Origin of the sequence: Kribbella qitaiheensis (assembly GCF_014217565.1) — a bacterium.
In the GTDB taxonomy this organism is placed as follows: Bacteria; Actinomycetota; Actinomycetes; order Propionibacteriales; family Kribbellaceae; genus Kribbella; species Kribbella qitaiheensis_A.
The window spans coordinates 1,288,064-1,310,478 of record NZ_CP043661.1 but is presented as its reverse complement, the minus strand read 5'-3'; the positions used below and the strand labels follow the sequence as shown (position 1 = coordinate 1,310,478).

Sequence of the window (22,415 nt, the reverse complement as noted above, 5' to 3'; positions counted from 1 at the left end):
GGTCGCAGTATCAGGCATCGCGGAGTGGGGGAGGTTCGAGCATCGCTCGTCGGCGTCGGACTCCGGCAAGGGCGCGATGGGTGCCGTTGTGATCGACGTCGATGACATAGCCATGGGGTGTGGTCCATTCCAGAGTGAGGTGGTCGACGCGGCGGTACCGCCAGTCGCCATGGGTCTTGAGCCGGTGGCTGAACCGGCGCAACGGTGCGAGGTTGTCGGTGTTGGTTTGGCCGGGTGGACCCGCTGTCCGGTACGGCTGGATGTGGTCGAGATCGGTGGAACGGGTCGTTTCGCCGGTGCCGTAGGGGAACTGTTCGACCGGGTAGCGAAGATTGAGGTGGTCGCGAAAGCGGCCGGGGATCTCGTAGGCGTGAACGCTGATGGCGTTGTTGAGGTCGATAACGGGCCGTACGACGACGCGGTGATGGCCGAGGAGTTCTTCGAGCCGGTCGGTGTAGACGGGTCCGTAGCCTTCGACGCGTGCGGTTCCCTGACCGGCGAGGAGAGTTTCGTCGGTGATGTGAAGGTTGACCACGGTCTGGTAGATCCGGCGCCCACGGGTGTCGGGGTGGTCTTGCCGGATGGCGTCGAGCTTGCGGCGCAGTTCGAGGCGTGCGGCAGGGTCCATGCCCGGGCAGGCAGGGTGGTCTGCGGGCGCGGCTGGCTCTCCCGCTTCCGGCGCACGGCGCAGGGACGATCGTCGTTCCTCACCGCCTGACCCGGGTACCTCGGCTGGTTGGACCGGTTGGCCTGGATGGGGTGGGTCGAGTGGATGGCCCGCGATGGCGGGGTGTGGAGTGTCGCGGTCGGCCTCGTCGTCGAGACCAGGTTCGGCGAGGCAACTACTGCGGTCGGCCTCGTCCGGATGGTTGTCCGAGCGGGCCGTCCAGGCCAGGTCGGCTTCCGGAGCAGACTCGGGCTCCAGGGTGGCGGTGGCGGTTGCGGGGGCCGGGTGGCCGGTGTTGGCCTGTGCGGTGACGAGGTGCCGGGCTGCTGCGCTGAGGAGATCGGCGGCGAGGCCGGGATCGGACAGCAGGCCGGCGGCCTTGGCGCGGCGCTGGTCCAGGGTGTCGGTGTCACCGAGGGCGGCCAGAGCATCAGCGAGTTGGGTGATGGTGGCTTTCAACTGAATGATGTCTCCGGTCGCGCCCTTGATGAACAACGTGGCGGTGCCGTGATCATCGGTACGCCCGACCCAGACACCACGCTCTTTCGCCGTTGCCTCCGCGGCGGCTTTCGCGGCGTCGGGGTCGGCTTCCCAGGTCGCCGCCTTGATGATCTTCCGCAACTGTAAAAAAGTGACGGAGTCGATGATGTCGGCGACCCGCCGATCCACGATCGCCGCCGCATCCACCGACAACGTCACGCATTCCTGGACGACGTGGAGGGCCTTCCAGCCGGTAGCTTCACCGGACTCGACCTGTTTCCAGGTGAGCGGAAACCGGTAGGGCAGCGCGACGGCTTGGCCGATGAACTTCGCGGCCGAGCCGGCGGACCGGCCGGTCACCACCCCGAACTCGGCGACCGCGAACTCGGCGATCTCCGGGCAGCCCTCGCCGCCGTAGACCTTGGTTTGTTCGCCTCCGGGGAGGCCGTCGTCGCGGACTCTGGCGGATGAGGGGTGGAGGTGGGCGTAGTGCTGGGCGAGGAGAATGAGCTCGAGTTCGCTGCGTCGTTGCAGCTCGTGCGCGGCGGAGGCCCGGGCAAGGGTCTGGGCCGCGTCGAGCGAGCTGAAATCGATGGACATGTGTTCGATTCTATGTCAGCGAGAATGCTTCGCCAAGTCGAAGGGGAGCCTTTTCCCCTTATCCACAAGGGAAAACCTCACACTCGATCCGGTTCCGAAACGGATATACCGACAGGCCGGTGCACGACGGCCGAAGAGGCGGTCACGAGCCGCGACGTTGGTCTTCCAACCCGGTCAGGCGTTCAGGAACTGGGTTGGCTTCAGGGCGTGGTCGACGATGCGGACGTCACCGATCCAGCCGGCGAAGCCTTGATCGACCGTGTTGTCGTAGTGGCCCGCGCCGAGTAGCCAAAATTCGCCGGTCGTGGCGAGGCCGTTGGAACGGGTTGCCGGGTTGCGGAGGAGTTCCGAAGAGTCGACGTACAAGGTGCTGTGCTTCCCGTCGTTGACGACCGCGAGGTGGAACCAGCGGCCGGCGACCTGCTCATGGCCCCAGTTCGTCCAGGTGTCGTTCTGGTCGAGCGGATAGACCGCCCACTGCACCTGCCGTCCGCCGGAGAAGCCCAGCTTGGCGACCGGCTCGGACGGATCGCTGCCGGTCTTGCCCGCTCCCGCCCCGGTGCCCATCCGGCTGAGCAGACCCTCCCAGGAGTGGTCGGCGCCGTCGTCGGCCAGCTTGACGAAGGCTTCGATCGTGTACCCGTTGCGGAAGGTCTGACGGTTCAGCGGCGCGTTGTCCGCAGTACGGAGGTAGCCGCCGCGCCCCGGATCCTTGCCGCCGGCAAACAACCAGCTCGCGTGCGCCGGCTGATCGGGGTGGTGCTCGCTCGACGCTTTCAGGGTGTCGGCCGGACTCCCCGGCAGCAGCACTGCCGTGAGGTCGTTGCCGCGTCCCGATCGGTCGACCACCTTGGTGCCGCCCGCACCATCGAGCCGCCAGTAGGCCAGCGTCCCGGGGATCACCAGCTCGCCAGCAGGTCGCTCCGGACGCACCGGCTGCGGGTCGAACCCGGCGAAGCGCGCGGCGAAGTCGATCGGCACCGTGAACCGGTTGGTCTCGTCGCTGAGTTCGATCTCGCCTTCGGCCAGCAGGCTGCGCCGGGCCGGCTGCTGGTCCAGGATCCACGGCGAGATGGTCTCGACGTCGATGGTGTTGCGGGCCAGGTCGAAGTGGTAGAGGCGGATCATCGCCGAGCCGCCGTAGTACCGGTCCTGGTAGTTGGTGATGTGCAGGTGGACGTCATGCCCGGCCTGGTTCTGCCGGACCACCCGGCCGGACGGCCAGAAGTGGCCGTTCAGGGTGAGGAAGACCTGGTCGTTGCCGTCGACAAGCTGTTCCCAGACGCGGTCGCCGTGGTCGGAGAACTTCGCCACCGGGTCGCCGGCGTCGGCGTACACGAGGTCGTGGATCGTCAGGATCACCGGCAGCTTCGGGTGGTCCGCGATCACCTTGCGGGCCCAGGCGAAGCCGGCATCCGACGGGCGCCAGTCCATTGCCAGCAGCAACCACTGCCGACCGGCCGCGCGGAACACGTGGAAGGAGTTGTAGCCGTCCGGCGTCGAGCCGCCGTAGGTGCTCGATCTGCGGAACCGCTTCGGCCCGAACGTCCGCAGGTACGGCGTATCGCCGCGCTGGTCGTCGGTGCTCCCGTTGATGTCGTGGTTGCCCGCGAGCACGGAGTACGGCATCCGGGCCCGGTCGAGGACCTCGAAGACCGGTCCGGCCTGCGCGAACTCCATCGCGAGCGCGTTCTCCACCACATCGCCGAGGTGCGCGGTGAAGACGATGTTGTCAGCGGCCCGCTGATCGATCAGGTACTCGAAGCTCGCCGTCAACGGCGCAGGGTCGCCCCGGTCGGTGTCGAACAAGTACTGCGTATCCGGTACGACGGCCAGCGTGAACCGCGGGTTGTCCGGATCGCTCGTACGCCGCGCAGCCGCGTCCGTGGTGGCCGCACTCGAGGCGGTGGGGGTCGCGGAGGCGGAGGGGACGATGCCCGGCAGGGCTCCGACCCCCAGCGCACCCACGCTGACAGCGCCGGCCTGGAGCACCCGGCGCCTGCTCGTACCGTCGGTCCGGCCGTCGTTCTGGACGTTCATCAATGCCTCCGCAGATCGTTGACAACGAAGGCACTCTAAAGCCGCTCACCCGGCCCGACGGTGAACGGCGAAAGAACTACTCGAAACCTTGCGCGATGACCGCGGGCAGGCCGCCGGAGCGGAGAGCGGCGAGGATCCGGGCCTCGTGAGGGACAACCGGGTCGGGGAGATTGTCCAGCGAGTACCAGTCGAGACCGGCTGCCTTGCCCGGCTCCATGATCCGGGGTTCGCCGCTCCAGCGGGTGGTGGTGAAGAAGAAGTCGACGCGTTCGTCGATCGCCTGCCCGTTGCCGCCGGTGCGATGCATCGCGGTGAGAGGGACCAGATCGGCTGGGTCGATCTCGACACCGACCTCCTCGCGGACTTCGCGGAGCGCGGCCGCGAGCACGGACTCGTCCTTCTCGACATGGCCGGCCGGCATCGCCCAATAGCCGTCCATGTAGCCGGTATCGGCTCTGAGCAGCAACAAGACCTCGTCGCCGCGCCGAAGCACGACGTACGCCGCGGGAATCACCTGGAACCGATCCATCCCGTCACCCTAATCGCCGCGACGGACAACCCCCGACACGGCGAAGGGCCGCGAGGAGGTGAACTCCTCGCGGCCCTTCTGGGACTTGATCGTCAGGCGGGGTTGTTCGGCCCGTTGGCGATGTCGTCGTCCTGACCGTCGAGACCGTCGAGACGGTCCTTGGCGACGTCGACACCCTGGTCGATCTTGTCGCCGTACTTGCCGCCGGTCTTGTCGTCAACGAAGTCGCCGGCCTTGTCGAGACCCCCGCCGACCTTGTCGCCGTGCCCGTCTACGAGCTCGGTGGCCTTTTCCTTGAGGTCCTCGGCCTTGCCCTTGAACTTGTCGAAGATGCCCATCTCGTGGGGCTCCCATTCCTAGCGTAGTGAACTACTTACAGACAGCTAGGCGTGATCTTCCCACCAAGCGGGCCCCAGGTGTGGGATGTCTCAGTCGCCGTCGCCGACAGGCCCGGTTTCGACGTCGCCGCCACTCTCCTCCGCGCCGTCGCCACCCACCTCGACGTCGCCGCCACTGCTCGGAGCCTCGACGTCACCACCACTGCTCGGAGCCTCGACGTCACCACCACTGCTCGGAGCCTCGACGTCACCACCGCTCTTGGCCTCGACGTCACCGCCGCTCTTCCCCTTCAGTTCCACATCTCCGCCACTGCGCTTGGAGGCGTCGAACTCGCCGTCCAGGTCCAGGGCGTCCTTGGCGGCGTCGGTCTCTTCGTCGAACGGATTCGTCACTGCGTGTTCCTCCCGAGTCGGTACTGCTGCGATATTTCGGCCCCCGTAGCGGACCGGTACTCCCTGCCCTTGTTCCTACCGAACTCACAGGGTCACCACAACCCCCTTCAGGGCAGACTTGGGCAAGAGTTCACGCCTGTCCGACGGCCCGCGGTCAAGCACTGTCACACTGGTCCGATGGTCGTGCCACTCGTCGTCGCGGTCGTCGGTCCCACAGCGGCCGGCAAGTCCGACCTCTCCGTTGCCCTGTGCAAGCGTCTGCCGGGCGAGGTCGTCAACGCCGACGCCATGCAGGTCTACCGCGGTATGGACGTCGGTACGGCGAAGATCACCGTCGCCGAACGGCAGCAGATCCCGCACCATCTGCTCGACATCCTCGATGTCACGCAGACCGCGACGGTCGCGGAGTTCCAGCAACACGCCCGGGCCGCGATCGACGACTGCCTGCGGCGCGAGGCGGTCCCGGTGCTGGCCGGCGGTTCCGCGCTGTACGTCCGCGCGATCCTGGACGACTTCGTCTTCCCGGGCACCGACCCCGCAGTACGGGAGCGGCTCGAAGCCGAGCTCGCCGAGCACGGATCGGGGGAGTTGCACCGGCGGCTGGCCGAGGTCGACCCGGCCGCGGCGCAGCAGATCCTGCCGAGCAACGGGCGCCGGATCGTGCGCGCGCTGGAGGTCATCGAGATCACCGGTACGCCGTACGTCGCGACGCTGCCCGAACACACCTACATCTACCCGGGTGCCGTCCAGCTCGGACTCGACGTACCCAGGCCGGTCCTCGAAGAACGGATCAACCGCCGGGTGGATCGGATGTTCGACGACGGCTTCGTCGACGAGGTCCGCGAACTGCTCGGCAAGGGCTTGCTCGAAGGCCGTACGGCGAACCGCGCGCTCGGGTACTCGCAGGTGATCGCGTTGCTGGCCGGTGAGATCAGCGAGGCCGACGCGCGGGAGCGGACCGCGCAGGCGACCCGGCGATTCGCCCGCAGGCAGGATTCCTGGTTCCGCAAGGATCCCCGGATCAGCTGGCTGGCCTACGACGATCCGGACCTCGTCGAGCGCGCGATCGCCGTAGTTCGGCAGAAAGCATCGGGTAATCCTTCGCTTGACGAGGGCAACCGATCCGTGGCCGCCGACGTAGTCGAGGTGGAAGAGGGCCTGGGGACTGTCGATGCGAGGGGGTGATCGTGAGGCCGAGTTTCGCGAGTACGTCCTCGCGGACCGAACAAGACTGATGCGTACGGCGATGTTGCTCACCGCTGGCGATGTGCACACCGCCGAGGATCTGGTCCAGACCGCCTGTACCAGGGTGTACGTGCACTGGCACCGGATCCGGCACGAAGGCGCCGGGCCGTATGCGCACCGCATCCTGGTCAACGCCTTCCTGGACGAGCGCCGCCGGGCCGGCCGCCACCCCGAGGTGATGACCGCCGAGACGCTCGAACCGAGGCTGTCCGACGAGACGGATCCGGTGGACGCACTGGCCGTCCGGCGAGCGCTACTCGACCTGGCGCCGCGGCAACGGGCGGTCCTGGTGCTGCGGTACTTCCAGGACCTCGACGTGGCGAGCTGCGCACGGATCCTGGAGTGCACCGAGGGGACTGTGAAGAGCCAGACGGCGAAAGCACTGAAACGACTGAAGGATCTGATGGCCGAGGACCCGGCCACCGATCCCGCGACCGGGAGTAGTTGAGACGTGGACGAGGTGAAGAAGCTGCTGACGCAGTTCGCCGACCAGTCGGTCGACGGTCTGCCGCCGGCCGATGTGGACGCGGATGTGGCGCGCGGCCGCCGGGCGCTGTTCCGGATCAGGGCGCGGCGTCGTACCACCGGCGTGCTCTGCATCGCCGCTGTCTCGACGGCCGTCTTCGCGTTCGGCAATCAGCTCAAGTGGTGGGGCGGTGCCGACAAGGAGGTGGCCACTGGTGGCTCGGCCGCAGCCGGTGCCTCCGCGACCCCCTCTACCCCAACTCCGAGCCAGGCCGAAGAGACGATCTCGACGTTCTCCAGCCCCGCGCTCGAGTTGGTCGCGAACACCAAGCCGTGGAGCTCGGTCGCCTGCACGCTCGTGCCGCAGGGCTGGACCCCGCAGACCCCGATCGCCACCGACCGCGCAGTACTGACGCCGCCGAGCGTGCGGACGTCCGACGAAGACGCCAAGCTCGTACTGCGGTCCGCCGCCGACGCGCAGACTCTGTTGTCGGTGCGAGTGACGCAGGCCGGTGGCAAGTTCTTCCACATCGGCACAGTGGCAGGCCGCGAAGTCGGTCAGGTGAAGCTCGGTGAGCGGTGGCTGGTGGTCCAGTTGCCGACGCAGCACCCGGAGTGGGACGACGCTTCGCTGCAGCGATTCATGGCATCTTGCTCCCTCTCCTGACTCGGTTTCGAGCAGCCTGACACGGTTTCGAGTGGCGCTCCCGGCGCGGAGGCGGTAGGCAGGGGCCTGTCCCTGTATTCCGACCCCGCGGAGGACCCCGGTGACATCGAAACGCTTGGCCGCAGCCCTGACGGCTGGCGCGCTCGTCCTGTCCGGCCTGACTGCCAGTACTGCCGTCGCCGGCTCACACCACCCACCGGCGCCGCCGGCGAAGACTCCTACCGCGATCGGCTTCGGTGGCGCTGTCGCCTCGGTCGATGCCGACGCCACCAACATCGGCCTGTCCGTACTACGGCGCGGCGGCAACGCGGTCGACGCGGCAGTCGCGACAGCGGCCGCGCTAGGCGTGACGGAGCCGTACTCCGCCGGAATCGGTGGTGGCGGCTACTTCGTCTACTACAGCGCCAAGGACCACAAGGTCTACACGCTCGACGGCCGCGAGACCGCGCCCGCGACGATGCCTTCTGACGCGTTCATCGACCCGGCTACGGGCAAGCCGTACCACTTCTTTCCCGAGCTCGTCACCTCGGGCGTCTCGGTCGGTATCCCGGGCACATTGGCGACGTGGGATTCGGCCTTGCACAACTGGGGATCGCTGTCGCTGGGCAAGGCGTTGAAGCCGGCCGCGGACCTGGCCGACCATGGCTTCGTCATCGACCAGACCTTCCGCAACCAGACGCTGGACAACAAGGCCCGCTTCTCGGCGATCACCCCGACGGCCAAGCTCTACCTGCCGAACGGTGACGCTCCGCTGGTCGGTTCCGTGTTCAAGAACAAGGATCTCGCCAAGACGTACGAACTGCTGGGCAAGAAGGGGCCGTCCACCTTCTACACCGGGCCGATCGCGCACGAGATCGAGACGGTGGTGAAGACGCCGCCCAAGGCTCCGGGCGCCACGCTGCCGGTGATGCCCGGATACCTCACGACCGCCGACCTGGCGAAGTACAAGGTCATCAAGCGGGATCCGACGAAGGTGCACTACGAGGGGCTCGACGTCTACGGGATGGCGCCGTCGTCGTCCGGTGGTACAACGGTCGGTGAGGCGCTGAACATCCTTGCGCCGAAGCATCTGTCGAAGTTGTCCACCCCGCAGGCGTTGCACAACTACCTCGAGGCCTCCGCGCTGGCCTTTGCCGATCGCGGTGCTTACGTGGGCGACCCGGCGTACGTCGATGTGCCGGTCAAGCAGTTGCTCTCGAAGGGCTTCGGTGCGGAGCGGTCTTGTCTGATCGACCCGGCTCACGCATCGGTCAAGCCGTTGAAGGCGGGCTTGCCGGATGGCTCGTACTCGCCATGCGCTGCAGGCGTCGCCACTGCTGACCGCCCTGACAGCGAAGGCCTGTCGACGACTCACCTGGTCGCTGCAGACAAGTGGGGCAACGTCGTCTCGTACACGCTGACGATCGAGCAGACCGGCGGCAGCGGCATCCTCGTCCCCGGTCGTGGCTTCCTGCTGAACAACGAGCTGACCGACTTCTCCGCCGTCTACGACCCAGCCGACCCGAACCGCATCCAGCCCGGCAAGCGCCCGCGCTCTTCGATGTCGCCGACGATCGTGCTCCGCAACGGCAAGCCGTTCCTGGCCCTCGGTTCACCCGGTGGTTCGACCATCATCACCACGGTCCTGCAAACCCTCACCAACCGCCTGGACCGCGGTATGACGTTGCCCGAGGCAATCGCTGCCCCCCGCGCCTCCCAGCGCAACACGGCCACCGTCTCCGCCGAACCGCCCTTCATCGCCGCCTACGGCACAGACCTGGCGCCGTTCGGCCACGTCCTCGTCAAGTCCGGCGACGAGCTGACCTCAGCCGCCGAGATCGGCGCGGTAGCCGCCCTCGAGGTCCTCCCCGCCGGCGGCTACCTGGCCGCCGCCGAACCCAAACGCCGCGGCGGCGGCGCCGCCGGCACAGTCCACCAACTCTGGCCCAACTAACTCACCCGCGTCGGAGGAGCGGCCCCACGCCGCTCCTCCGTCAGCTGTTCTTGAGACGTTTGGGGGCGGTCGGGAGTTCGGGTGGGGCGACCTGAGGTTGATCGGCCGCCTCGGGTTCCAGCCAGCCCTCGTGCTGCGTGAGTAGGTCGTCCAGTACTGCGAGGTCTGTGGTGGTGGGGAGGAGGACTGTCCACGGGTGGTCCTCGTCGTCGTCTTCGCCCTGGAAGTGGCCTCGGCGGAGTTCGCCGTTGAGGGCGGCTGCTACCTGTTCTGCGTCGTCGCGCTCGAAGAAGTAGGCCGTCAGTTCCATGTGAGGACTCTACTGAGGCCCTGTCGCGCGACCGTTGCCTCGTGGGCGTAGCCGGTGGATTCGGCGAGTTCCAGGGCCTGCTGGTAGATCTCGCGGGCCTCGTCGGTTTGGCCGGCTGCCAAGGAGGTCTCTGCGTAGCTGTTCAGGAAGTTGACTGCCCACTGGGGCTCGGTGTCCTCGACGAGTCGGAGTGCCGTGCGGTGGTCGGCGAGGGCCTCGTCGTAGCGGCCTGCCTGGCGGAGAGCGACGGCCAGGTAGTTGAGGCACCAGGCCTGGTTCTGCACGTGGTCGTCCTCGCGAGCAAGCCGCAGGGCTTTGGTGAGGTGTTCGATCGCTGCCGCCGGATCGGTTCTGCCGGTCGCCGCGCCGAGGGTGACGAGCGCTGTGATCGGCGGCGGCCAGTCCTCCGCGTCGCTCTGCAGGGCGAGCGCCTTGACGGCGAGCGCGGCCGCTTCGTCCAACTGCCCTAGCTGGTACGCCGCCCAGGCCTGGAACGCGGTCGCATGGGCGACTCCCTTCGGCTGCCCGTCGCGGTCGAAAAGCTCGGCGGCGTGCTCGAACAGCGCCATCGCCCGCGCGGTCTCGCCGAGGTCCTGGTGGAGGTAGCCGCGGCGGACGGCCAACGCGGCTGAATCGGGCATCGTGGCCGCGGCGGATTCGTAGTACTGCAAGGCCTCTGGGAAGCGGCCGGCGCTGTAGCGGGCGAAGCCGAGATCCGCTTGGACAGCGGCCACCAGGCCGGCATCGCCGAGCCGTGAGGCGGCAGCCAGAGCGAGGTCGAGCAAGCGGTTCTCGTCGGCGGAGGCGGCGCGCCGGAAGTAGTACGGCCGGAGCAACCGCGGCAGGCGGCTGATGTGCAGATCCGATCCCACCGCGATGGTTTCGACGAGGTTCGGATACTCGTGGTCGAACCAGGCCAGAGCGGCAGCCTGGTCAGCGAACGTAGGCATCTCAGCCGGCTCAGGACAGGGGAGCGGTGCCTCGTCGGGGTACGCGTACCGCAGAAGCTTGCCGGCCGCCGCCGCGCTGTGCAGGTAGTAGTCCAGCACCCGTACGACGGCCTGCCGCTGCTCCGGCGGCGATTCCTCGGCGGCGGCCACTCGACCGGCGTACGCGCGCACCAGATCGTGCAACCGGTAGACAGCCGCTTGCGGTTGCTGCACGAGATGGCTGTCGACCAGATCCTCCAGCGAACCGCGGGTAGCGGCGAGAGTGTTACCGGTCAAGGCAGCCACCGCGTAGTCATCAAATGTTGCTCCAGGCAACAGCCCCAGTAGCCGGAAGGTCCGCCGCTGAGCATGGTCCAGCTGCCGCAACGACATCGAGAGCGCGGTGTCGACATGATCCGAGCCGGCTCGCAGCCGGTCAGCCAGTACGCCGACGGTCCACCCAGGGCGATGCCGTAAGCGGGCAGCCGACAGCCTGATCGCCAACGGCAGTCCGCCGCAAAGTCGCAGTACCTCGGCAGTCGCATCGGGCTCGTTCGCGACGCGATCGCCAGGGCCGCCCGCCTGCTGCAAGAGCTCGATCCCGTCGGCGTCATCGAGCACGTCCAGCGACACCGGCGGGACCTGATCAAGCTCGACGAGCCGATTGCGGCTGGTGATCAGGACGGCGCTCGCGCCGGCGCCGGGGAGCAACGGCCGGGCTTGGTCGGCGCTGGCGACGTTGTCCAGCACGACAAGCACCCGACGATGTGCCAACTCGGCACGCCAGAGCGCTGCCAGCTCCTCCGAACCATCCAAACCGCTGGCCACGGGGACCTCGAGAGCAGCCAGCAACATCCGTACGGCGCTCGCGGGCTCCAGCGGCTCGCGGCCAGGGGTGAAGCCATGCAGATCCAGGTAGAGCCGGCCATCGGCGTACTCCGGCGCGAGCTGGTGGGCCAGATGCACAGCCAGGCAGGTCTTCCCGACTCCAGCCATCCCGTCGATCGCCACCGCACGGGCGGCCGCCAGGCTCTCGCGTACTGCGTCGAGCTCGGCCCTACGCCCGGTGAAGTCCGCGACGTCGAGTGGAAGGTCGTTGCGGCCGGCCACCGTCGGACGGGCCGGTGGTGGCGGCGGTGGGAGTCGGGAAGCCTGCTCCCACAGATCGCGGAGCGGCCGCGGATCACGCTGGACCACCTTGCACAACGCGACCACCGCCGACCAGGGCGGGAGGCTGCGGCCCGCGAAGTACCTCGACAGCGACGAGGAGCTGATGCCGGTGGCACGTTGCAGCTCCCGGAGGCTGCGCCCGGACAGCTCCTGGATCGCCTGCAACCTCCCGGCCAGCTCGGTCCGGGGCGAATCGGCCTGCTGAGTCACGCCCCACACCTCCCGCCGTGTCCCACCGGGGGACGATCTCCTGCCCGCACATTAGTGCAGGTGGGAGGGCGTTCTGCTGTTCCACGGTGTCCCACGAGCCTGGCTTGGCCACGCTCCCGGATGGTCCGATCGGTCTTGTTCACACCGAACGAGACACCGAACCGAGAAGGAGCCGAAAATGCAGTCACGGATGAAGAACCCGGTCATGGTCATCACCGAGGCGATGGGCCCGGCGCAGAAGCTGATGGGCGCCGCGAAGCTGGGCGGCGTACCGGAGACGACCCTGGAACTGGTCCACCTGCGGGTGAGCCAGATCAACGGCTGCAGCGCCTGCGTGGACGGCGGGGTGAAGACCGCCCGGAAGAACGGTGAGACCGAGGACAGGCTCGCCGCGGTGGTTGCCTGGCGGGAGACGTCGTACTTCACCGACGCGGAGCGGGCGGCGCTGGCGCTCGCCGAGGCCGCGACCCGGCTGGCCGATGCCTCCGGCGGCGTCTCCGACCAGGTCTGGGACGAAGCCGCCCGGTACTACGACGAGCGCGGGCTGGCGGCGCTCGTCCTGATGACCGCCGTCACCAACCTCTTCAACCGCCTCAACGCCACCACCCGCCAGATCGCCGGCACCTGGGGCTGACCGACGCCCCGGCTGCCCGGGCGGTCGAGGTGGATCGTGCGGTCGAGGTGGATCGTGCGGCTAGGCGGACAAGTAGGATCGCTGGTGTGGGAGAGACTTTCAGCTGGCTCAAGGGGCACGGCACGGAGAATGACTTCGTGCTGTTGCCCGACCCGGACGGGACCGTGCACGGGGATCTGGATGCCGACTTCGTGCGGTTCCTGTGTGATCGGCATGCCGGCATCGGGGCCGACGGCGTACTGCGGGTGATCGAGGGCTCGAAGCAGTCGTATGTCGAGGATGGCGGCGCCTGGTTCATGGACTACTGGAACTCCGACGGGACCATCGGCGAGATGTGCGGCAACGGGATCCGGGTGTTCGCCCGGTACCTGTCGGAGGCCGGCCTGACCGCGGACAAGCCGATCCGGATCGGCACCCGGGCCGGGGTCAAGGAGGTCGTGCTCAACGACGACGGCACCATCACCGTCGACATGGGCGAACCGTCCTTCCCAGGCCCGGCGGGCATCGTCGTCGAGGCGAACGGGCACCAGTGGCCGGCCGTGCACGTGAACGTAGGCAACCCGCATGCTGTTGCCTTCGTCGACGATCTCCGGGAGCCGGGTCCGCTGCTGGACGCACCGCGGTGGTCCCCGGCCGAGGCCTTCCCGAACGGGATGAACGCCGAGTTCGTGGTCCGCAAAGGCCCGAACGAGGTGCAGATGCGCGTGCACGAGCGTGGGTCGGGGGAGACCCGCTCCTGTGGCACCGGGACCTGCGCCGTCGCGGTGGCATCAGCGCGGGCGGCTCACCAGGAAGCCCCGGTCACGTACAAGGTCGGCGTACCAGGCGGTGTCCTGACGATCACGTGGCGTGACGACAACCATCTGGAGATGACCGGACCCGCCGTGATCCACGCGCGCGGCGAATTTTCGCGAAGCTGGCTGCCCGCCTGAGCGCAGTACCGGGAATTCGGTACGGCGCGAGGTCGTTGGACTGTTAATCGGGTCGCCTGTCCGGGCGCCCCGTGCCACGATGGAAGGTATATGACGACCCAATCGAACGCATACGACGAGTCCACCGACGCCGACTTCGACCTGATCCAGGACGACGTGATCGACGACGACAAGGCCGCGTCGTCGGGTTACGACCGCGAACTGAGTACTGAAGGCCTCGAGCTCGAGGAACGCCAGGCGCTACGGCGCGTGGTCGGGATGTCCACCGAGCTGACCGACATCAGCGAGGTCGAGTACCGCAAACTTCTGCTGGAGCGCGTCCTGCTGGTCGGGGTGTGGACCGAGGGCAGCGCCGAGGACGCCGAGAACTCGCTCGCCGAGCTGAAACTGCTCGCCGAGACGGCCGGCTCCGAGGTGCTCGACGGCGTCATCCAGCGGCGCAAGAAGCCGGACCCCGCGACCTTCATCGGTAGCGGCAAGGTGCACGACCTGCGCAACCTGGTCGCGTCGCTCGGCGCGGACACGGTGATCGCCGACGGCGAACTCGCGCCCGCCCAGCTGCGCAACCTGGAAGACAAACTGAAGGTCAAGGTCGTCGACCGGACCGCGCTGATCCTCGACATCTTCGCCCAGCACGCGAAGAGCAAGGAAGGCAAGGCCCAGGTCGAGCTGGCCCAGCTGCAGTACATGAAGCAGCGGCTGCGTGGTTGGGGTGGGAACCTGTCCCGCCAGGCCGGTGGCCGCGTCGGTGCGGCCGGTGGCGGTATCGGTGGCCGTGGTCCCGGTGAAACCAAGATCGAGACCGACCGGCGCCGGATCAACACCAAGATCGCCAAGCTGCGGCACGAGCTGAAGGCGTTGAAGGGCACCCGCTCGACGATGCGTCAGGAGCGCCGCCGGCATTCCATCCCGTCGGTCGCGATCGCCGGCTACACCAATGCCGGCAAGTCCTCGCTGCTGAACCGGATGACCGGTGCCGGCGTGCTGGTCGAGAACGCGCTGTTCGCGACCCTGGACCCGACCACCCGGCGTACGACGACGTCGGACGGGCGCGTCTACACCTTCACCGACACCGTCGGGTTCGTCCGGCACCTGCCGCATGACATCGTCGAGGCTTTCCGCTCGACGCTGGAGGAGGTCGCGGACGCGGATCTGCTGCTGCACGTAGTGGACGGTTCGCACCCGGACCCGCTGGCCCAGATCCAGGCGGTCCGTGAGGTGCTGGCCGAGATCGGGGCGGGCAACGTCCAGGAGATCATCGTGATCAACAAGGGCGACCTGGCCGACCCGATGGCGCTGGCGCCGATCCTGCACCGGGAGCCGCGAGCGATCGTGGTCTCCGCGCAGACCGGCGAAGGCATCGACAAGCTGACGGCACTGGTCGAGGCATCGCTGCCCCAGCCGGACGTCTCGGTCGACCTGCTGCTGCCGTACGACCGCGGTGACCTGGTCTCCCGGATCCACTCCGAGGGCTCGGTCGACACCCTGGAGCACACCGGCGAAGGCACCCGCGTCGCCGCTCGCGTGCACGCAGGCCTGGCCGACGAGCTCGCGCCGTACGAGGTCTCCGCAACGCACTGACCAGCACGACAAAGGCCGGCGGCCCCTGGGAGATCCCAGGGGCCGCCGGTTTTGTTGCTCAGGGCATCAGCTGCGCTTCGAGACCTTGACGGTCATCGAGGTGTCGCTCTGACCGGTGACCTTGATGTTGACCCCGTTGTTCGGGACCTTCACACCGGCCCCCGGAAGCTCCGGGTACCAGTAGGTCTTGCTGTCGTTGAACGTCGGCACCGCTGCCTGGCCACGGATGTAGCTGGCCTGGCCGTTGAAGTGCAGCGTGAACGAGTCAGCCTTGGTGAGGCCGAACGGAGCGTCGTAGCCGCTGACGCGCGGGCGCCAGACGGTTCCGTCGATCCGGTTGATCGGGACCGGCCGCGAGTCGATCGGCAGGGCCCGGCCGGTGCCCGGGTGGACACTGGTGTTGTTGTCCGGCGTCGAGGTGTCGACGTACCAGATCAGCAGACCCGCCTGGTACGGGAAGTGCTCGACCTTGTCCGGCTGCGTGTTGAGGAAGCCGAAGTTGTACGGGCCGGTCTTCAGGTTCGCGTCGTACGAGATGTGGTTCACGTTCGTCGCGATGTAATAGTTGTCGTACAGGGTGGTGATGCTGCCGCCGACCGAGGTGAAGCCGTTCAGCGTCCAGCCCTCGGGCGACGTCTCCGCACCGGAGTCGACCACGGTGGTGGTACCCGAGGTGACCTTGATGTCGTCGACGAAGAAGCCCTTGCCACCAGCGGCCGGGTCGGTCACGTAGTGGAACTGCAGGCCGACCGTCTTGCCCGCGTAGGCCGACAGGTCGAAGGTGGCCGGAACCCAGCCGGAGCTGGTGCCGTCGATGCCGTTGCCTTCGGCTGCCGTGGTGATGCTGCCTGGGATCGCCTTGTAGCCGGTGCCGTCGTTGACCTCGACGTAGGCGTAGTCACACGGGTCCGGACCACAGTCCTCGATGTCCCAGTTCGCCTGGAAGGTGAGGCTGGCCGGGCCGGCCGGCAGGGTGACCTGACGGCTCATCGCGGTGTTCAGGTTGTTGCCTTGACCGCTCCACCACTGCTTGGTGCCGACCGGGGGAGTGACCAGCGGACTGACCACCGGCTTCTTCGGCAGGGTGACCACCAGGCCCTGGGCCTTGGCCGTGTTGTACTCGAACGGGCCGAGCTCGACGGTCCGGTTCTGGCCGGAGTTCACGATCTCGTAGTCCAGCCAGCCGAGGAACATCTTGTCCCAGGCGCCGAAGTCGGCCGCCTGCTCGCCGATCCCGCCGTCGGTGGGCTTGCTGACCCGGCTCTGCGCCATGATCGTCCACCAGTTGACGCCGTTCTCGCCGCCGGCCGTGTTGTACTGGTCCGGCAGGCCGAGGTCGTGGCCGTACTCGTGCGCGAAGACGCTGATGCCGCCGTTCTCCGGCTGGACCGTGTAGTCGCCGACCCACAGGCCGGTGTCGCCGACCTGGGCGCCACCGATCGGGAAGTTGGCCGGGCCACCCGGGGTCTGGACGCGCCAGCGGTGCGACCAGATCGCGTCCTCACCCTGCTGCGGGTCACCATCGGCCTGGTCGCCACCGGAGTGGACGATCTGGAAGTGGTCGATGTAGCCGTCGGGCTCGTTGAAGTTGCCGTCACCGTCGTAGTCGTAGCGGTCCCACTGGTCGTACGACGCCAGGTCCGCCTTGATCTGCTCGGTGGTGCGGCCGGCCGCCTTCTGGTCGGCGACCCACTGGTTCACCGCGTCGGCGACCAGGTTCCAGGTGTTGTTGCAGACGTTGCCGGCGCACGGGAAACCGTTCGACCGGCCGTAGCGGGCCTCGTTGTACGGCACCTTCACCCAGTCGGTGACCTGGCCGTTCACCGAATAGCGACCCGAGGACTGCCGCTCGTAGTACTTCTTCACCGAGTTGCCGGTGCCGAAGTACAGGTCGCGGTAGTGTTGCGCTGAGTAGTCGGCCTGCCAGATGGTCGAGTTGTCCAAGGCCCGGTTCGGCTCCGGGATCGCGTTGTGCAGCGGCCCGTCGAAGGTGGCCGGCCCGGGCGTCGCCGGGTCGGTGTCCTGGTCGGGGTAGCTCGGGTGCCGCTGATTGCCGAACTCGGCCAGCACCACGAAGATCTTGTCGGTCTTCTCCCGGGACAGCTCGACGTACTGGTCGACCTTGCCCTGGGCGTTGGTCACGCCCTCGGAACCCTTGGTCTTGGTGCCCAGCTTCATCACCGTGCTGGCGCCGCGCTTCTCGGCCTTGCCGGTGCCGTTGAGAAGCTTGGTGATCGCCTCCTGGCGCAGATCCCGGCGCTTGTCCTCCAGCGGGTTCGGCAGCTCATCCGAGGCGGGTGTCTCGCTGGCGGTGGTGGTGCCGCCCGAGGACGGTAGTTGTGTGACGGCGTTGCCGGCCGAGCTCATGCTCAGGCCGAACGTCGCCGCGAGGGCCAGGCTGACCAGCCCGACAGATACCTTGCGCACGTGTTCCCTCCCTGCTCTTCAAATCCACTCCGTCAGGTGGTAACGGAATGTGATCAGTGCTCCCCCGAGCGTGTACTTCTGCGCGACAGTACGGGGAAAACCGGGGTTGCTGAAGTAGTTCGGGAAAAATTTCAGGTAACCGGGGGGAATCATTCGTGTACGCAACTGAGTAAGACCACTCAGTCGACTGGAGTACCTGTATGCAGCGTCAGGGCCCGCCCGGTTGGCAGACTGTCCGCCATGGAGGATGTCCGGTCGCGTGGTGACTCCGCGGACCTGTTGTTACCGCTGTGGCGCGCGTTGGTGGTGTTCCGCGTGATCACCTGGGGGTTCGCCTGCTTCGGCGTCTGGTCCCGGTGGGACGGCATCTACCGGCCGTCCGGGGCGATCATCCAGCTCGCCATCATGGGCGCCTGGACCGTCGTCGCCTCCATCGGCTACAGCAGGCACTGGGGACGGCGGAACACCCGGCTTGCTTTGGCGGACCTCCTGGTGACGATCGGCTGCATGTACGCGACCTTGTTGGCGCAGCCGCTGCTGGACATCCGCGGCGGAGCCTCAGTACTCACTTCTGTCTGGGCAGCAGGCCCAGTGATTGCTCTGGGCATCTCCCGGGGCAGGGACGGCGGCCTGCTCGGCGCTGCGGCCATCAGCCTTGCTCTGTTGTCGCTCCGCGGCGTGGACAACGCGGCGAAGATCCTCAGCAACGTCCAGCTGCTCCTGGTCTCCGGACTGGTCGTCGGGTACGCCGCGACCACCATGCGCCGCGCCAACCTGCGCCTGCGCGAGGCGATCGCGGCTGAGAGCGCTGCGGCTGAGCGGCTCCGCCTGGGCCGGTCGATCCATGACGGAGTACTGCAGGTGCTCGCCCAAGTACAGAGACGCGGTACTGCGATCGGCGGCGAGGCAGCGGAGCTTGCGACGCTCGCAGCCGAGCAGGAGGTCGCACTGCGCACCCTGATGGCATCCCGGCCGCTGACAGGTGACCGGGGACGGATAGACCTCTGCATGCTGCTGATCCCGTTCGCCACGACGCGGGTGGACGTCGTAGTACCGGCAGAGCAGGTGCTGTTGCCGACGGCGACTGCTACTGAACTGGTTGCCGTGGTCAAAGAGGCCCTGAGCAACGTGGACAAGCACGCCGGGCCGGCCGCGCGGTCGTGGGTGGTGGTCGAGGACCTCGGTGACGAGGTGCTGCTGTCCGTCCGCGACGATGGGACCGGGACGACCCCCGACCGGCTCGAACAGGCCGGATCCGACGGGCACCTCGGAGTGAGCCAGTCGATCCGCGGCCGGATCACCGATCTGGGTGGCAGCGTCTCGGTCCGGACCGCTCCGGGCGAGGGGACGGAGTGGGAGATGAGAGTGAGCACCTCATGACTCTGTTGTTGGCCGCGCCTTCGGCTTGGCGGGTCCTGGGCCTCGACTCCCGGTCTTCCCTCCTCGCTTCCCTCCTCGCTTCCCTCCTCGCTTCCCTCCTCGCTTCGCTCCTCAGTCCAGACCGGGAGGCCCCATGACCAGGGTGATGATCGTCGACGACCATCCGATGTGGCGCGAAGGTGTCGCCCGGGATCTCGGCAGTCGTGGGTACGACGTCTGCGCGACGGCCGCGGACGTCGCGGGCGGGATCCGGATCGCGTTGGCGACCCGACCGGACGTGGTGGTGATGGACCTGCAGTTGGGGGAGGGGTCCGGGGTCGACGCCACCCGGGAGATCACCGCTGCACTGCCGGACACCCGGGTGCTCGTGCTGTCGGCCAGCGCGGAGCAGGCCGACGTACTGGCTGCGGTGAAGAACGGCGCCTCCGGTTATCTGGTGAAGTCCGCATCGCTGGACGAGTTCGACGACGCTGTACGCCGTACTGCTGAGGGCGATGCAGTGTTCAGCGCGGGCCTGGCCGGGTTGCTGCTGGGGGAGTACCGGCGACTCGGTGCCGGGCCAGAGGTGCCGCAGCTGACCGAGCGGGAGACCGACGTACTGCGGCTCGTCGCTCGCGGGCTGACCGCCAAGCAGATCGCGACCAGGTTGGTGCTGTCGCACCGAACCGTGGAGAACCACGTCCAGAACACCCTGCGCAAGCTGCAACTTCACAACCGCGCGGAGCTCGTCCGCTACGCCATCGAGCACGGCATCGACTCCTCCGAAGACGAGCCAGCGCCGCCGACGCACCAGCGGCCGACATCTTGAGCGCGTCCGTACACCGTCCGTCCACTCCCAGTGGATTGCTCTGAGTCACGACACCCGCACCTTGGGTGCCCATCTCCCGGAGGCTGTCAGTGAAACGCGCGTCCCTGGTCCGAGCGCTCTTCGCGTTCCTGATCCTGGCCGCGTCCGGATACGTGGTGATGACCGCGAAGCCTTAACTCGGCCTGGATCTGCGCGGCGGCACCCAGACCGTGCTGGAGACGAGCGACTCGCCGACCGTCAAGGCCGGCAAGAGACCACGGACAAGGCCCTGGAAGTACTGCGCCGCCGGATCGACGCGCTCGGCGTCACCCGATCGACCGAGAGCCTCGGCCCGGTCGTCGACACCGCGATCGTCAACGTGCTGCCGCGGACCATCAACACCGGCATCAGCACGCTCTTCATCCTCGCCGCGCTGCTCTTCCTCGGTGGCGATTCGCTGGCCGACTTCGCGCTGGCACTGCTGCTGGGCATCCTGGTCGGAACGTATTGGTCCAACCTGACGGCGGCACCGCTCCTGGTAGAGCTGGAGAAGCGTTTTCCGGCTCCGCCAACCCGGCCGAAGGTCAAGCAACGCGATCGCGACGCCGAACCCGACCGCGGCGCGGTGGTCTGACCGGGTTTTCCACAGCCCGCAGTGAGCTGGTCGGGGATTGTCCGTCCGGCGGGCTAGGGTGATCCGGTGGGTGTCGAAGTGCGGGAATTGCTGGAGGCCGCGGTCGCCGGTATCGGCGGTCAGACCAGGCCTGGCCAGGTCGAAATGGCCGAGGCGGTCAACGGGTCGATGGAGGACGGAGCCCATCTCCTCGTCCAGGGCCGGGACGGGAACGGGTAAGTCACTCGGGTACTTGGTGCCCGCGCTGATGCACGCCTTGGAGGACCGGCGGGTGGTCGTCTCCACGGCGACGCTGGCGCTCCAGTCGCAGTTGGTCGACCGGGACATGCCGGCGTTGCTGGACGCGACGGAGAAGCTGTTGCCGCGCCGCCCGGCGTACGCGATCCAGAAGGGCCGGAACAACTACGCCTGCCTGCACCGGATCCGCGAGGGCGCACCGGACGAGGACGGCATGCTGATCGACGTCCCGCCGGCCGGGCCGGTCGGGCAGCAGGTGCTCGAGTTGCGCGACTGGGCCGAGCAGCAACTGCTGGACGGCAAGGCGGGCGACCGGGACCACGCGCCCACTCATCAGTACCAGGCCTGGCAGCAGGTCGCGATCGCCGCGCGCGAGTGCCTCGGCGCCCAGAAATGCCCGTACGGCGACGAATGCTTCGCGGAGAAGTCGAAGGAGCAGGCGCGCAAGGCGGACATCGTGATCACCAACCACGCGCTGCTCTCGATCGACGCCTTCGAGAACAGGACCGTGCTGCCCGAGCACGACGTGGTGATCGTCGACGAGGCTCACGAGCTGCCGGCCCGGGTCACCGGCGCGGCGGGCGCGGAGTTGTCGCCGCAGATGGTCGAACGCGCCGCCAAGCGGGCCCGTCGGTTCATCGACGACGACCACGCGGATGACCTGATCGACGCCTCCGACGCGCTGCGGGCAGCCCTGGACGAGACCCGGGAGGGCCGGATCGAGGCCGCCAACGGCGTCGTCCTGGAGGCTGCTGGGCTGGTCCGCGACGCTGCTCGCTCGGTGTACTCCGACCTGAACAAGAAATCCGACGACTCCTCCGACAACGACCCGGACGGGGCCAAGCGGCAGTCCAAGGGCGCGGTGAAGGAGATCTACGACGTCGCCGAACGCGTCGCCGCGCTGAACGATCTGGACGTGGTCTGGCTGGTCGACCGGGAGCGCTTCGGCCGCGAACTGCGGATCGCCCCGCTGACCGTGGCCGGGCTACTTCGCGAGCTCGTGCTGAAGGACCGGACCGTCATCCTGACATCGGCGACGTTGACCCTGGGCGGTGACTTCGACGCGATCGCGCGCCAGGTCGGGCTGCGGCCGTCCGACAAGCTGGCCGACGACGACGAGACGCCGTCGATCGACACCGACTCGGAAACGGGGCCGTTGCCATGGCGAGGGCTCGACGTCGGCTCGCCGTTCGAGTACGAGAAGCAGGGGATCCTGTACGTCGCCAAGCATCTGCCGCCACCGCATCGTGACGGGCTGGGCAAGAAGCAGTTCGAGGAGATCATCGACCTGATCACGGCCGCGGGTGGTCGCACGCTCGGGTTGTTCTCGTCCCGCCGGGCGGCCGAGGCCGCCACCGCCGCCGTTCGCGAGGCCACCGACCTGAAGATCTTGTGCCAGGGCGATGCCCAGCTGGGGGAGTTGGCCCGCGAGTTCATCGAGGACCCGGAGACCTCGCTGTTCGGCACGTTGTCGCTCTGGCAGGGCATCGACGTGCCGGGCTCGACCTGCAACCTGGTGATCATCGACCGGGTCCCGTTCCCGCGTCCCGATGAGCCGTTGATGGCGGCCCGGCAGCGAGCCGTCGACGAGGCGGGCGGGAACGGCTTCATGGCTGTGGCAGCCACCCATGCCGCGTTGCTGCTCGCGCAGGGGACCGGCCGGCTGATCCGGCGGACCTCTGACCGGGGCGTGGTGGCGATCCTGGATCCGCGGATCGTGACCGCGCGGTACGGCGGCTATCTGCGTGCCTCCTTGCCCCCGATGTGGCCGACGGCCGATCGTGAGAAGGTGCTCGGCGCCTTGAAGCGACTCCAGGACTCGTGACC

General features: G+C 67.9%; 18 protein-coding genes and 1 pseudogene. 11 read left to right on the top strand and 8 right to left on the bottom strand.

Features of this window, described 5'->3' with window-relative positions:
• Nucleotides 1-10: 10 nt before the first annotated feature.
• From F1D05_RS05850 to F1D05_RS05830, 5 genes are all read right to left on the bottom strand, one after another.
• Nucleotides 11-1,747 (bottom strand): hypothetical protein, encoded by a 1,737-nt coding sequence (locus F1D05_RS05850; RefSeq protein WP_185446345.1) that lies wholly within the window; start codon nt 1,745-1,747, stop codon nt 11-13.
• Between the two features lie 174 nt (nt 1,748-1,921).
• Nucleotides 1,922-3,787 (bottom strand): LamG-like jellyroll fold domain-containing protein, encoded by a 1,866-nt coding sequence (locus F1D05_RS05845; protein WP_185446344.1) that lies wholly within the window; start codon nt 3,785-3,787, stop codon nt 1,922-1,924.
• Nucleotides 3,788-3,863: 76 nt separating this feature from the next.
• Nucleotides 3,864-4,316: an NUDIX hydrolase gene (locus F1D05_RS05840; protein ID WP_185446343.1), complete on the bottom strand. Its 453-nt coding sequence runs from the start codon at nt 4,314-4,316 to the stop codon at nt 3,864-3,866.
• Between the two features lie 92 nt (nt 4,317-4,408).
• Nucleotides 4,409-4,654 carry an antitoxin gene (locus F1D05_RS05835; protein WP_185446342.1) on the bottom strand — a complete coding sequence of 82 codons (246 nt, stop codon included), beginning with the start codon at nt 4,652-4,654 and terminating at the stop codon, nt 4,409-4,411.
• A 90-nt stretch (nt 4,655-4,744) separates the two neighbouring features.
• On the bottom strand, nt 4,745-5,047 hold the full coding sequence (locus F1D05_RS05830; protein WP_185446341.1) for a hypothetical protein: 303 nt from the start codon (nt 5,045-5,047) through the stop codon (nt 4,745-4,747).
• A gap of 177 nt (nt 5,048-5,224) precedes the next feature.
• Between F1D05_RS05830 and miaA the strand changes: the two genes are divergently transcribed.
• From miaA to ggt, 4 genes are all read left to right on the top strand, one after another.
• On the top strand, nt 5,225-6,232 hold the full coding sequence (gene miaA, locus F1D05_RS05825) for a tRNA (adenosine(37)-N6)-dimethylallyltransferase MiaA (protein ID WP_185446340.1): 1,008 nt from the start codon (nt 5,225-5,227) through the stop codon (nt 6,230-6,232).
• Nucleotides 6,219-6,740, top strand: a complete 522-nt coding sequence (locus tag F1D05_RS05820) for a SigE family RNA polymerase sigma factor (RefSeq protein WP_185446339.1) — start codon at nt 6,219-6,221, stop codon at nt 6,738-6,740. Before miaA ends, F1D05_RS05820 begins: the two co-directional genes overlap by 14 nt.
• Before the next feature lie 3 nt (nt 6,741-6,743).
• Nucleotides 6,744-7,424 (top strand): hypothetical protein, encoded by a 681-nt coding sequence (locus tag F1D05_RS05815; protein ID WP_185446338.1) that lies wholly within the window; start codon nt 6,744-6,746, stop codon nt 7,422-7,424.
• A gap of 100 nt (nt 7,425-7,524) precedes the next feature.
• Entirely contained in the window at nt 7,525-9,357 is a 1,833-nt protein-coding gene (gene ggt / locus F1D05_RS05810) for a gamma-glutamyltransferase (RefSeq protein WP_185446337.1), read from the top strand.
• 40 nt (nt 9,358-9,397) lie between these two features.
• Here the strand turns inward: ggt and F1D05_RS05805 are convergent, their stop codons facing one another.
• Together F1D05_RS05805 and F1D05_RS05800 are read right to left on the bottom strand one after the other, a co-directional pair.
• Complete coding sequence (locus F1D05_RS05805) at nt 9,398-9,667, bottom strand: hypothetical protein (RefSeq protein WP_185446336.1); 270 nt, start codon at nt 9,665-9,667, stop codon at nt 9,398-9,400.
• Nucleotides 9,658-11,976 (bottom strand): ATP-binding protein, encoded by a 2,319-nt coding sequence (locus F1D05_RS05800; RefSeq protein WP_206686092.1) that lies wholly within the window; start codon nt 11,974-11,976, stop codon nt 9,658-9,660. The genes F1D05_RS05805 and F1D05_RS05800 overlap by 10 nt, the downstream gene beginning before the upstream one ends.
• A 178-nt stretch (nt 11,977-12,154) precedes the next feature.
• Between F1D05_RS05800 and F1D05_RS05795 the strand changes: the two genes are divergently transcribed.
• The 3 genes from F1D05_RS05795 to hflX all read left to right on the top strand — a co-directional run bounded on the left by F1D05_RS05795 (nt 12,155) and on the right by hflX (nt 15,123).
• On the top strand, nt 12,155-12,610 hold the full coding sequence (locus F1D05_RS05795; RefSeq protein ID WP_185446334.1) for a carboxymuconolactone decarboxylase family protein: 456 nt from the start codon (nt 12,155-12,157) through the stop codon (nt 12,608-12,610).
• Between the two features lie 86 nt (nt 12,611-12,696).
• The gene (gene dapF / locus F1D05_RS05790; RefSeq protein WP_185446333.1) at nt 12,697-13,542 is read left to right on the top strand and encodes a diaminopimelate epimerase; all 846 of its coding nucleotides are present in this window, start codon (nt 12,697-12,699) and stop codon (nt 13,540-13,542) included.
• Between the two features lie 90 nt (nt 13,543-13,632).
• Complete coding sequence (gene hflX / locus F1D05_RS05785) at nt 13,633-15,123, top strand: GTPase HflX (protein WP_185446332.1); 1,491 nt, start codon at nt 13,633-13,635, stop codon at nt 15,121-15,123.
• 66 nt (nt 15,124-15,189) lie between these two features.
• Here the strand turns inward: hflX and F1D05_RS05780 are convergent, their stop codons facing one another.
• Nucleotides 15,190-17,550: an immune inhibitor A domain-containing protein gene (locus F1D05_RS05780; RefSeq protein ID WP_185446331.1), complete on the bottom strand. Its 2,361-nt coding sequence runs from the start codon at nt 17,548-17,550 to the stop codon at nt 15,190-15,192.
• 240 nt (nt 17,551-17,790) lie between these two features.
• On the opposite strand from F1D05_RS05780, the gene macS reads away from it, so the two are divergent.
• The 4 genes and pseudogenes from macS (at nt 17,791) to F1D05_RS05760 (ending at nt 22,413) form a co-directional block, all read left to right on the top strand.
• Nucleotides 17,791-18,930, top strand: a complete 1,140-nt coding sequence (gene macS / locus F1D05_RS05775; RefSeq protein WP_185446330.1) for a MacS family sensor histidine kinase — start codon at nt 17,791-17,793, stop codon at nt 18,928-18,930.
• Nucleotides 18,931-19,063: 133 nt separating this feature from the next.
• On the top strand, nt 19,064-19,738 hold the full coding sequence (locus F1D05_RS05770; RefSeq protein ID WP_185446329.1) for a response regulator: 675 nt from the start codon (nt 19,064-19,066) through the stop codon (nt 19,736-19,738).
• Nucleotides 19,739-19,799: 61 nt separating this feature from the next.
• Nucleotides 19,800-20,351, top strand: coding sequence for a hypothetical protein (locus F1D05_RS39810; RefSeq protein ID WP_246486457.1), 552 nt, complete (start codon nt 19,800-19,802; stop codon nt 20,349-20,351).
• 78 nt (nt 20,352-20,429) lie between these two features.
• Nucleotides 20,430-22,413: pseudogene (locus F1D05_RS05760) on the top strand (ATP-dependent DNA helicase).
• Nucleotides 22,414-22,415: the final 2 nt, after the last annotated feature.